At 37.8% G+C, this 13,553-nt stretch carries 8 protein-coding genes; 5 read left to right on the top strand and 3 right to left on the bottom strand.

Annotation, left to right across the window (positions count from 1 at the left end):
* Positions 1-108: 108 nt before the first annotated feature.
* The 5 genes from M2372_RS02375 (at position 109) to M2372_RS02355 (ending at position 12,401) form a co-directional block, all read left to right on the top strand.
* Positions 109-969: a DUF4240 domain-containing protein gene (locus M2372_RS02375; protein WP_123318508.1), complete on the top strand. Its 861-nt coding sequence runs from the start codon at positions 109-111 to the stop codon at positions 967-969.
* Between the two features lie 642 nt (positions 970-1,611).
* On the top strand, positions 1,612-2,793 hold the full coding sequence (locus M2372_RS02370; RefSeq protein ID WP_148060723.1) for a hypothetical protein: 1,182 nt from the start codon (positions 1,612-1,614) through the stop codon (positions 2,791-2,793).
* Positions 2,794-2,812: 19 nt separating this feature from the next.
* On the top strand, positions 2,813-7,585 hold the full coding sequence (locus M2372_RS02365) for a T9SS type A sorting domain-containing protein (RefSeq protein ID WP_123318510.1): 4,773 nt from the start codon (positions 2,813-2,815) through the stop codon (positions 7,583-7,585).
* 482 nt (positions 7,586-8,067) lie between these two features.
* Complete coding sequence (locus M2372_RS02360; RefSeq protein WP_123318511.1) at positions 8,068-12,126, top strand: T9SS type A sorting domain-containing protein; 4,059 nt, start codon at positions 8,068-8,070, stop codon at positions 12,124-12,126.
* A gap of 92 nt (positions 12,127-12,218) precedes the next feature.
* A complete protein-coding gene (locus tag M2372_RS02355) occupies positions 12,219-12,401 on the top strand; it encodes a hypothetical protein (RefSeq protein WP_123318512.1) in 183 nt (60 codons plus the stop codon).
* A gap of 96 nt (positions 12,402-12,497) precedes the next feature.
* Here M2372_RS02355 and M2372_RS02350 read toward each other — a convergent pair whose 3' ends face one another.
* The 3 genes from M2372_RS02350 to M2372_RS02340 form a co-directional block, all read right to left on the bottom strand.
* On the bottom strand, positions 12,498-12,854 hold the full coding sequence (locus M2372_RS02350) for a hypothetical protein (protein WP_123318513.1): 357 nt from the start codon (positions 12,852-12,854) through the stop codon (positions 12,498-12,500).
* Positions 12,855-12,939: 85 nt separating this feature from the next.
* Positions 12,940-13,137 (bottom strand): hypothetical protein, encoded by a 198-nt coding sequence (locus tag M2372_RS02345; RefSeq protein ID WP_148060724.1) that lies wholly within the window; start codon positions 13,135-13,137, stop codon positions 12,940-12,942.
* Between the two features lie 47 nt (positions 13,138-13,184).
* Positions 13,185-13,544 carry a hypothetical protein gene (locus M2372_RS02340; RefSeq protein ID WP_123318514.1) on the bottom strand — a complete coding sequence of 120 codons (360 nt, stop codon included), beginning with the start codon at positions 13,542-13,544 and terminating at the stop codon, positions 13,185-13,187.
* Positions 13,545-13,553 lie beyond the last annotated feature (9 nt).

Here is a 13,553-nt window from a genome sequence, read left to right as displayed (position 1 = left end):
GGAAGACCACAATATCATGAGGAAACTAAAGCGGCCTAAAATAGCCAGATTCCTTATTTTTTTCGTAGTTTAACCTTTTAAATAGATCAATCACATTGTATATACTTTATGAAAAGGAATTTTATCAATCAAAATGGAGTCTCTGATAAGTTTTGGAATATCGAATATTGGGGGAAAACACAGAAAATAGTGTTTGGAAAAACGGGAACCCAGGGCCGAGAAACCATTAAAGAATTTGAAGATGAAGTAGAGTGTACCAAAGAGTCTGAAAAACTGATCGGACAGAAAATCAAAAAAGGATACACGGAAATCCTTGAAAATGATAAAATCCCGCAGAAAACAGAACTTTCCGAAGCTGAAAAAGCAGATATTTATTTCTGGGAAGCCATCGAAAAATCCAATAAATACAAAAAGGCCCACTGGAGCGAATATGATATAGATGAACATCTGGAGAATTTAACAGTCTATCTTTCCAGATTCGGAAAAGAAAGACTGATCCTTTTTGAAAAAACTCTTCAGGAAAAACTGAGTGAACTTTATACTGCTGAAATTGCCGAACTTTCCATCATCCTTGAATCTGATTTCAAAACTGAAAATGGAAATTATATTTTTGATGGGTATCTTTCTGATGACGGATTCATTTATTTCCGTTGTTGGTTACTACTGAAAGGAAAAGAGTTTTTTCAAGATATTAAGAAAGATATACAGGCATTTGTCAGCGGGAAATATAGCTTTAATATTGGGGATTGTTGGGCAGAAGGGTTATTATATGTGTCTGATGAGGCATATTCAGAAAACCATGACAATGAAGATGAATCAGAAATAAGAGACACCGTTGACGAACTTTATCCGGAAAATCATTATGACAGCATGGATCGCAATATGAACCGTGAACCGAAGAATGGTGTTGATCTCCAAAAGATGTACCCGAAACTGGTAAAAGAAATAGGTGAATTAAGGAGTACATAAATTAACTCTGAATCAATACAATGTAAACACAAAAAAGAGCAGGCATCTCAGAGGTCTGTTCTTTTTTTATGTACATCTGCTACAACCAAAAACAGATCACTACAAAAACAGAAACAAACAGGACATAGTAAATCTTGATAAATAGCGGTTATGTTATATTCAGAGTGAATTATTATTAATTTTTTCATTATCTATTTCATGATCCATAATAAAAATATACTTTTGCAGTCAACAACATAAAATTATTGTAAATGATAGTGTTGTTTTCTAAAAAAACTAAAAACTAAACCTGAAAACTAATTATGCCATGAATGAACTATACTACACTGTATTTATTTTTATCAATACATCGAACTAATTGTTTTCCAGTGATCTAAAACAATATTGAATCCTCAGAGTTTCCTAAAAAGCAACAAGTCATATCAATGATTAGAGGAACCTTATGTCATTTATGATGTATTACTATTTACTCAACGAAAAAACTATCAAAATCAATGCTTATTCATTGATTAAAACTTTTATGCCTTAATCTTTATGCTTAGCAAATGACAAACTGAAAATTGCTGGTGCTTTGCTCTAAAGAAATGTTAAAAAAAACAAAGACTATAATTTAATATTAAACCAACTAATTTTTATACTATTATGACAAAAAAACTACTAATCATTGCCTTCACAGGCTTATCAAGCACTATGGCTTTTGCAGCCGATTTATATGTTAGAAATGGCGGAACTGGTGGAGCATTTTCTACTATAAGTGCAGCTATTACTGCAGCTTCTGATGGAGATCGTATTATTATTCAACCTAAAGTAAATGGAGATCCGTATGTAGAAAACTTGATCATCAACAAGTCATTGACCTTGGTTTCCGAAACCAATTATAGCAAATATATTGTTCAGGGGAATGTTACTATCAATCCGGCAGCGGGAAGAATGGTGACTATAAGTAATTTGAGTACCTGGTTTTCCGGCAGCTATAGTGTAGAGACAAACGGGGCAACCACTGGAGGAAGAACGACTATTAATCTTTTGAACTGTAATCTCGGTTATGTTCTTACCAATACTGCCAATATTACTACCAATATTTCCGGATGTATAGCTACCGGATCTATTATTTTTTCTCACGGAAGGGCTACTGCTAATAAAGCTCAGTATATGAGTGTGCATTCTCTTGTGCCAGATACTTCCATGGCTACATCTAATGTGGAGGTATATGGCAATATAGTTAGTGATGTATTGTCATACACACAAACGAGTTACAATTTTAGATTCTATAATAATTTTTGTGCCCATGTAGCTATTCAAGCTATTAAAACGGATAGTTTCAACGAAATTATTAATAATACGGTTTATAATCCAACCCCTAGTGATGTTGCTCCATTTTACATAAGCTCAAATAATAATGGAAATGCAGGAACTGTTCTTATTATGAACAATGCCGCTTCTTTTGCGGTAGGCCAAACCAATGCCTGTATTCAAAATCAAAGCAATAATGCGAATGTAATAGCTACTTACAATGTATTTACCAATGCGTTTGTAACCCAGGGTAATGTCACCCAAAACAACAATTCAGGTACCGTGAATATGAATTTCAACAATACAACTTATACATTGACGGGGATGAATGAAAATGCAGGAGATCCTGATGTAAAATATACCGATTTAGACTTAACCCGAAACGATGCCGGGCATTATGGTGGTTCTAACAGCTGGGCAAATTACTGGCCAGCCAATGTAGGCAATAGACCACAGGTAAACTATTTAGTAACTCCAAGATCTATTAGCGGCGGTACTTTAAATATTAACGGATCCGGTTTTTCTAAATAATTCTTAATGATATAACAATATGAAGAATTATATCTATAGTATAATTGCTCTGCTTATGGTCATACTGTGCCCGGCACAAGTATACGTAAGCCAGGCCGAATATTTTTGGGATACCGATCCGGGAACAGGAAACGGTACTCAGGTATTGGCTGCTGACGGGAGCTTCAACAGTGTTTTCGAACAACTGATCAAGACAGACATTGTTACGCCAAGTAACGGCTTGCATAAATTCTCTGTCCGTATAAAAGACAATACAGGTACTTGGGGACCCGTTTTTACCAATGTTATTAATGTTCAGCAACCTGTAATATCAAATATCATAGCGATTTCTCAGGCTGAATATTTTTGGGACAATGATCCTGGAGCAGGAAACGGTACACCGGTATTAGCTGCAGATGGGAACTTCAATAGTGTTTTCGAACAACTGATCAAGACAGACATCGTTACACCAGGCAACGGATTACACAAGTTTTCTGTCCGTATCAAAGACAATGCTGGGGTTTGGGGACCTGTTTTTACCAATGTTATTAATGTTCAGCAACCTGTAACATCAAATATCATAGCTCTTTCTCAGGCTGAATATTTTTGGGACAATGATCCTGGAGCAGGAAACGGTACACCAGTATTAGCTGCTGATGGGAATTTTGACAGTACTTATGAGCAACTGATCAAAACAGGAATTACTTTGCCGTCTAGTGGTCTGCATGTGTTTAATATCCGTATTAAAGACAATACAGGTGTTTGGGGGCCTGCCTTTAAAAATGTTATTAATGTAGAAACTCCAATACCTACAGGCTGCTGGCAAAGTCTGAGTGCAGGAGGTGAGCATTCTGTAGGAATAAAAAGCGATGGAACACTATGGGCTTGGGGTAGTAATCAGTATGGACAATTGGGAGATGGAACTTCAATTTCAACAAACGTTCCTGTTCAAATAGGAACTGCCAATAATTGGCTGAAAGTAGCTGCTGGAGGTTCTTATACCTTAGCGATCAAAGCAGATGGAACTTTATGGGTATGGGGTAAAAATGAGTATGGCCAATTAGGGGATGGAACTAAAATGAATAGATTTACTCCAACTCAAATAGGAACAGGAACAAACTGGCAAAGTGTTAGTGCTGGAGTTTATTCCTCAATTGCGATCAAAACAGATGGTACCCTTTGGGGCTGGGGACAGAATTATTACGGGCAGTTGGGAGATGGAACAATCTCAAATAAAACTGTACCTACACAAATAGGAACAGCAACGAATTGGCAAAGCGTACAAACAGGTTTATCACATACTCTTGCCATTAAAACAAATGGCACGCTTTGGGCATGGGGATATAATACTACTGGCCAGCTGGGTGATGGAACAACAACTGGCAAATATATACCCACACAAATTGGGGCAGATACGAATTGGCAAAGTATAGATGTTGGGAGTATGCATTCTGTAGCACTTAAAACAGACGGTACCCTTTGGGCATGGGGCCATAATGATTCTGGACAGGTAGGTGATGGAACCAATGTTTATAAAAATACTCCTACACAAATCGGAACGGCGTCCAACTGGCAAAATATATCTGCTGGAGGTAATTTTACTTTTGCAAATAAAACAGATGGTACTCTTTGGAGTTGGGGATCAGCTGCATATGGAGTACTAGGACAAAGTTCAGGATCTAAATCACCTGCACAGGTAGGTTCTTTGTCCGCAAGTAAATTGATTTCTGCAGGATCTTTCCATATTCTTGAGACAAATACAAGTGGTGCTTTAAGAGTTTGTGGGCGAAATGCTTCGGGAGAATTAGGAGACGGAACAATTGCTCATAAAAGTACCTTTACTTCTATTGAGTGTCCTTCAAACTGTGCTCCTCCAACACAATTTTCAACAACCAACATTACTTCTTCAGCGGCTACTATTAACTGGGTAGGATCAACGCCAGCTCCCAATGGAGGGTATTTGTATTTTTATAGTACGAATCCAATTGTTGGAGGTATAGATGGATCCACTACTTCTTCTTCGACGGCTAATTTATCTAATTTATTACCTAATACCACTTATTATTGGTGGGTGGCATCTCATTGCGGATCCAATAAAGGGAGTTGGATATCCGGAGGATCCTTTACCACACTTCCTGCAACCTCTACAGGATGCTGGAAAACAGTGGTAGCAGGAGATATTCATTCAATAGGGATCAAGACGGATGGAACATTGTGGACTTGGGGAGGTAACAATTCTGGACAGCTAGGAGATGGAACCAGAACCGATAGAGCTACTCCAAACCAAATTGGTGCAGACAAAGACTGGGCAATTATTGGTACTGGAGAAAACACAACATTCGCCATAAAATCAAACGGAACTCTTTGGGCTTGGGGAACAAATTCACAAGGTGAATTTGGTGATGGCACTAAAATTAGTAAAATTGTTCCAACGCAAATAGGAACTGAAACAGACTGGGTAAGTGTCACAGGTGGTTTTGTTCATACAGTAGCTTTAAAGTCTAACGGTACCCTTTGGGCCTGGGGGAATAATAGTGATGGTCAGCTGGGAGATGGAACTACTGTTCAAAAAATAATCCCAACACAAATTGGAACAGACAATAACTGGCAGAGTGTTGTCAGTGGACAGTATCATAATATTGCAATCAAAACAGATGGAACATTGTGGACTTGGGGACTTAATGATAAAAGCCAGCTGGGAGATGGAACTACTACCAATAGAAATACTCCGGTACAAATAGGTACTGCAACTGATTGGAAAAGTGCTGGCGGAGGATGGCGTCATACTGTTGCATTAAAAACAAATGGAACACTATGGGCATGGGGACTGAATGATAGTGGCCAATTGGGAGATGGAACTACTACCAGTAGAAATACTCCAATCCAAATAGGAACGGCTACTGATTGGAAGACTGTTACTGCAGACAAATCCGAATCCTCAGCGGGAATTAAAACAAATGGTACCTTCTGGGCATGGGGTGGTAATTATTATGGACAATTAGGTGATGGAACTAAAGTTGATAAATGGAGCCCAACTCAAATAGGAACAGGTACTGACAGAAAGATCATTTCAGCAAAGAGACTTAATCGACTTATTCTAAGTAATGATGGACTTTTATCGGCCTGTGGAGCTAATTTCTTTGGTCAGCTAGGAGATGGTACATTGATTGACAGGAAGATTTTTATTCCTGTTGCTTGTCCTATAACTTGCAACCCTCCAGGCCAATTGCAGTCTTCTAATATCACTTCTACAACAGCTACCCTTAGCTGGATGGGAGAAGGTCCTATTCCTAGTGGTGGCTATTCATATCTTTATAGTACAAACCAAGTTGTTGGGGGAATAGAGGGAAATACTTCTAATACGACAGCCAATCTAACCAATTTACTACCTAATACCACTTACTATTGGTGGGTGGCATCTAGTTGTGGATACAGCCAGGTTAATTGGATCCAGGGTGGTTCTTTTACGACACTTCCTACTTCTGCAACAGGCTGTTGGGAAAATGTAGTTACTGGTGGTTATCATTCAGTAGGGATCAAAACAGACGGAACGCTATGGGCATGGGGAAATAATAATTATGGACAGCTCGGAGATGGAACGACCACTAATAAAAATACTCCAATCCAAATCGGAGTTTCAAATGATTGGGCGAAAATATGGGCAGGAAACTATTATTCAGTAGCAATTAAAGCAGACGGAACACTATGGACATGGGGAGACAACCACTATGGCCAATTAGGTGATGGAACGAATGTTAATAAAAATATTCCAACACAAGTAGGAACAGCTACGGATTGGGTAAATATTGCTGCTGGAGACGATTATGTACTTGCCATAAAATCAAATGGAACACTATGGGCATGGGGGTATAACTATTATGGCCAATTAGGTGATGGTACCCTTATAAAGAAAGACATACCTATCCAAATCGGAACAGAAAATGATTGGCAAATTGTTGCTACCGGTTCATCTCATTCTCTTGCTATTAAAACAAATGGAACATTATGGAGCTGGGGGAAAAATAATGAAGGAGAACTGGGAGATGGAACTAAAATCAATAAAAAAGCACCAATTCAAATAGGCACAGATACGAATTGGAAAAATGTTGAGGGTGGTCTTAGCCATACGGTAGCTGTAAAAACAGATGGTACTTTTTGGGCCTGGGGTAATAATATTTTTGGACAATTAGGAGATGGTACTGCAGCTTCGAAAATTACTCCAATACAAATTGGTACTGCAACAGATTGGAAGAGTATTAAAGCTAACCGTTACCATTCTTCAGTAGGAATCAAAACAAACGGAACACTATGGGCTTGGGGTAATAACCAGAATGGCCAATTAGGTGATGGAACTAAAGAGGATAGATGGGCTCCAACTCAGATAGGAACAGCTACCAATAGAAAAAATGTTTCAGCCAACATGTATAATAGGCTTGTAATAGATACCAATGGATTTTTATCAGGCTGTGGCCTTAATAACCATGGTCAGCTAGGAGATGGTACTAATATTCAAAAACCAATTTTTGTGCCTATTGGTTGTCCTACAAGTACTTTAGCCGTTCAGGAAGCTCCAACAAAAGTAGATCAGCTGAAAGTCTATCCTAACCCGGTACAGGATATTCTGACGGTCTCTTATGATCAGAAGATTCTTTTTGTAACGGTTTACAATGCTGCAGGACAGTTGATACTTACGAAAGCAATTAATGATACGAAAGGAACAATTGATGCTTCCGGATTCGTATCAGGAGTTTATTTAGTTAAGATAAATGCCGTAAATGACTTTGTAAAAACAGTAAAAGTTATCAAGCGATAGGCATTAAGTTTTAATGTAACAGCTAAGATTTCTCTAAGTTTGAAATCTTTTAAGATAGCGTCACTTATTTGTAAGTGGCGCTATTTTTAAATATGCCATTGAGTATATTATGTTTTATTGACTATTTGATGATCTGTAATAAAAATATACTTTTGCACCCAACAACAAAAAATCATCATTGATATCCTGTTGTTTTATCTCAAAAGTTTAAAATAAAACCTGAAAACTAAATGATACTATGAAAATGAGTAAACTACATTGTATTTATCTTTATCCATTCATCACAACTCATTGTTTCCAACAATTTAAAAGCAATTGTAAGTGCTCAAAATTCCTTTAGAGCCAGAGCTATAAATCATATCATATTCATTTGATTCAGAAAAAAGAAGTCCAGATGATTTATTTTATGGAGCTCAGAAACCATTTAAACGAAGCGGAACCGAAAAGCTATACGAGTAGGAAAATATGAAGAAAATTAAAATATGAGGAAAATACTTTTATTATTTGTATTCATCAGTTTACATTCCTTTGCCCAATGTTGGCAAAGTCTTAGTGCAGGAGATGGTCATTCGGCAGGAATTAAATCAGACGGAACATTATGGACTTGGGGCAGTAATTCTAATGGACAGCTTGGAGATGGAACTATCATTTCAACAAATGTATCTACCCAAATAGGAACGGCCAATAATTGGCAAAAAATAGAAGCAGGAAGCAAATATACTATAGCCCTCAAAACAGATGGAACCCTATGGGCTTGGGGAAATAATAGGGATGGCCAATTAGGTGATGGAACTAAAACCGATAGGCTTATTCCAACCCAAATAGGAACGGAAACCAATTGGGAGAGTATTAGCACTAGAGATTTTCATACATTAGCCATCAAAACAGATGGGACACTTTGGGCGTGGGGAGATAATCATTTTGGCAAATTAGGTGATGGTACTGGAACCAGCAAAACGACTCCAACCCAGATTGGTACAGAAACAGACTGGCAAAGTATTGTAACAGGTGCGCAGCATAGTCTTGCTATTAAAAAAAATGGAACCCTTTGGACTTGGGGATATAACGGCGATGGTCAATTAGGTTATGGAATTCTTATTAATAGCGATGTACCAAAACAGGTAGGAACAGCTGCTAATTGGAGTAGTATCAGCGCAGGAAGAACTCATTCTTTAGGAGTTAAAACAGATGGAACGCTGTGGACTTGGGGAGGTAATGAGGATAGTCAGTTAGGAGATGGAACCACAATTGATAAATTGAACCCAACCCAAATAGGAACTGCAACCAATTGGCTCAATGTATCTGGTGGGGATATGTTTACTTTTGCAAACAAAACAAATGGAACACTTTGGTCATGGGGTAACAATAATTCAGCGCAACTGGGGAACGGTACAAATGTGCCTACCAATGTTACAGCCCCTCTACAGGTAGGGAGCTCCTCAGACAATATATTGATTTCTGCAAAATTTAATCATACTCTTGTAAGAAATGTAAATGGATTTTTAAAAGTTTGTGGACAAAATAGTTCAGGGCAGTTAGGAGATGGTACAAATACTTGGAAAAATGTGTTTACTCCTGTTGCTTGCCCTTCAAATTGTACCCCGCCAGTGCAGTTTTCAACAAACAATATTACTTCAACAACAGCTACTCTTAATTGGACAGCTTCAACATCGGTTTCCAGTGGAGGTTATTTATATTTTTACAGTACTCATCTGGGTGTGGGTGGTCTGCCTGGAACTAGTGTTTCAACATCAGCTAATTTGACAAATTTGTTATCTAACACCACCTACTATTGGTATGTGGCATCTCATTGCGGAACCAGCCAAGGAAATTGGATCTCAGGAGGCTCCTTTACAACACTTCCTGCAACAACGACAGGATGTTGGGAAAGTGTGAGTGCAGGCATTGACCATTCTTTAGGAATTAAAAAAGATGGAACTCTTTGGGCCTGGGGACATAATGTGGATGGACAATTAGGTGATGGTACTACGATTTCAAAAAATAGCCCAATACAAATCGGAACTGAAAGTAATTGGCTAAAAACAGCAGCAGATTCTTATCATTCAGTAGGACTTAAAAAAGATGGAACCCTTTGGGCTTGGGGGAATAATTATTATGGGCAACTAGGAGATGGTACTACAATCAATAAAATGATTCCAACCCGGATTGGGATAGAAACAGATTGGGCAAGTATTGTTGCTGGATCTGGTTATACATTAGCTCTAAAATCGAATGGAACCCTTTGGGCTTGGGGAAATAATTATTATGGTCAATTAGGAGATGGAACAAACATAAATAAAACTGTGCCTACACAAGTAGGAACAGCAACAGATTGGGTAAGTATTGCTGTCGGGAATAATCATACACTTGCAACAAAAGAAGATGGAACATTATGGGCCTGGGGAGATAATTCTGCGGGTCAGTTAGGAGATGGCACAACTATAAGGAAAAATGTACCTACACAAGTAGGAACGGATACAAATTGGAAAGATATTGCAGGAGGAATTCATCATTCAGTAGGGCTCAAATCGGATGGAACACTCTGGGGCTGGGGACAGAACTTATACGGACAATTAGGAGATGGAACTACAATTGATAAATTGAGCCCAATACAAATCGGGATAGCAACAGATTGGAAAAGTATTGATGCAGATGGTTATTATTCTTCTGGAGGAATAAAAACTAATGGAACCCTTTGGGCATGGGGAAATAATGGTTCTGGCCAATTTGGAGATGCTACGAAAGTTGGCAAACTTGTTCCAACACAAATCGGAACTGCTATAGATACAAAAAGCATTTCATCAAATTCGTATAATAGATTTGTGATCAATACCCTTGGATTCTTGTCAGTGAGTGGAGAAAATACATATGGTCAGTTAGGAGATGGTACCAATATTTCAAAAACAATTTTTGTACCTGTTGCTTGTCCGGTAAGCTGTAACCCTCCGAGCCAATTCTTGTCTTCTAATATTACTTCTACGACGGCTGATATTAGTTGGACAGCAGCAGTTCCTGTTCCTAGTGAAGGCTATTTCTATCTTTATGGTACCAGTTCAGTCATTGGAGGTACTGAGGGAAAAACACTTTCTACAACTGCTAATTTGGCAAATTTACTACCCGATACTACTTATTATTGGTGGGTGGCATCTCATTGTGGATCTGGCCAGCCTGGTTGGGTGCTGGGTGGATCCTTTACTACACCACCTGTAATTACAACAGGCTGTTGGGGAAGTGTAAGTGCTGGTTTTAATCATTCGGTGGGACTTAAAACAGATGGAACAGTATGGACTTGGGGGAATAATGATTATGGACAACTGGGAGATGGAAGTACAATTTCAAAAAATAGCCCAACCCAAGCCGGAACTGGAAATAATTGGAAGAAAATAGCTGCAGGATATTTTCATACTGCAGCCCTTAAAAAAGATGGAACGCTTTGGACCTGGGGGTATAATTCAAATGGACAATTAGGTGATGGAACGAATACTAATAGAACTACTCCTGTACAAATCGGAACAGGAACAGACTGGGTAAGTATTGCTGCCGGGGACCATTATACAATAGCAATAAAATCAAATGGAACCCTTTGGGTGTGGGGAGCTAATTCAGGGGGACAATTAGGAGATGGAACACAGGTAAATAGATTGGTCCCTACACAAATCGGAACTGCAAATAACTGGAAAATTGCTAAGTCTGGTGGAATTCATGCTCTTGCTATCAAAACAGATGGCACCCTTTGGGGTTGGGGAGCTAATTACACTGGACAATTAGGAGATGGAACAAAGATAAATAGATTGAGCCCAATACAAATAGGGACAGCTACGAATTGGAAAGATATTGGGGGCGGACTTCAGCATAGTGTAGCCCTCAAAACAGATGGTACGCTTTGGGCCTGGGGAGATAATCATTCTGGCCAGCTAGGAGATGGAACTACAACTGACAAATTGAATCCAATACAAATCGGAATGGCAACAGATTGGGAAAGTGTTAATGCTGATTATTATCTATCTTCAGCAGGACTCAAAAAAGATGGAACCCTTTGGGCGTGGGGAGGTAATAGTTTTGGACAATTAGGTGATGGGACAAATGTGAACAAGCTTGTTCCAACACAAATAGGAACAGCAACTGATAGAAAAATTGTTGCAGTAAATATGTATCATAGGCTTGTTATCAATAGCAATGGATTTTTATCAAGCTGTGGTTCCAATGAGAAGGGGCAATTAGGAGATGGAACCAATAGTCCAACGACAGTTTTTATACCTATTGCTTGCCCTTCAGGGACTTTGGCTATTGAGGAAGCTCCAACAAAAGTAGATCAGCTGAAAGTCTATCCTAACCCGGTACAGGATATCCTGACGGTCTCTTATGATCAGAAGATTCTTTTTGTAACGGTTTACAATGCTGCAGGACAGTTGATACTTACGAAAGCAATTAATGATACGAAAGGAACAATTGATGCTTCCGGATTCGTATCAGGAGTTTATTTAGTTAAGATAAATGCCGTAAATGACTTTGTAAAAACAGTAAAAGTTATCAAGCGATAGGCATTAAGTTTTAATGTAACAGCTAAGATTTCTCTAAGTTTGAAATCTTTTAAGATAGCGTCACTTATTTGTAAGTGGCGCTATTTTTAAATATGCCACATCCCTTTAGTGATAAATTTAAGGATGGTACATTTACATATTCGGCAGAAGGTATTCTCCACCAGATGAAGAATATTATTAAACGTTTCCCTAAACTATTTCCGGATGTAGATTTAACTTATTTCAGAGAAAGATGTGAAGCTCTAGAAAATGCATTATCAGATAATAGAACGTAAATACATGGAAAATGCGAAAGAATTTATCCTAGAATTTTCAGAGAAAGAATCCGAATGTTGGACAAATATCAACTGCTAAAAGATAAATAATGATTTCTAATTTATTGGAAAGTTGTACACATAAACTTTTGGATGCACTCTAAAGTAGGGCTGTTTTAAAAATAGCAGAAAAGGGTAAAAGGTAAATAATATTAAAAATGATTTTTCTATATCTTCTATGGATATTGCGGGTTCTACAATGATATATTTGTTAAGATGGTGTCCCTCAAAAAAAGTTTTGCTTCTTGGCTCTATGAGGCTTTTTCTTAAAATTCTTTTGATGATGCTTTGCTTATCAGGATCAGTAATATCTATTGTTGAAAACTGATTCCTCATTTCTTCTGAGAAAGCTGCAAGCATTTCATAGTATTCTCTGTAGGGTTCCAATGGTTTATCAGGATCAGGTAGATACATAATAAGTGTAAAAAGGACGGATAATATAGTCTAGACCAACTTCTGTTAATGGAGGCATGAATACATACTTTTTGATCTTGTGATACTAATCAATAAACTCTAATAAGGCGTCATATAATTGAACATATACCGGGAGTAGTTTAGGAATGAGTTCGCCATCCAGGGATCTTATTACGGTATCAATATTGCCTTGTGTGTCAAGATGATAATACAATGTCCCAAATCGGCTGCTCAGCATTCTTTCAAAAGTCTCTGTTTTATTTAATTCTTCAAAAGTTTTCACAGTATTGATGACAGGATTTCCTCATTTTTTAGGTAATCCTTCTTTATTCACTTGTATTCTAATGTCTGATGATCCCAGACTCCTTCTAAATACAGGATGTATCTTCCTGGCTGATATTCTCCATAGGAGAACAGGAATATCGTCCCATTGTTGTAAAAAAAAATAATTTCCAGTCCCTCTTCAGATAGGTACTTTTCATTAAAACTGTTGATCAGGTTAAAATTACCTTCTTTAATAACGGCAAAAAAGGTTTCATCATCTATCGATTTTTGTAATGCTCTTAGTGGATTATTGTAGAAATCAGTTAAAGTGATGATTTGATTTTTAATTTGAAAAACTTCTTTTAAACATTTTTCTTCATCACCATCAAATAATTTTTGTCGCGGTATTTCAGCTTTTTTTATCATCTTTTATCA

Origin of the sequence: Chryseobacterium sp. BIGb0232, assembly GCF_024810195.1 — a bacterium.
Lineage (GTDB): Bacteria > Bacteroidota > Bacteroidia > Flavobacteriales > Weeksellaceae > Chryseobacterium > Chryseobacterium pennae.
Note: the sequence above shows the minus strand (reverse complement) of the source record. Positions and strands in the feature narration are given on the sequence as shown.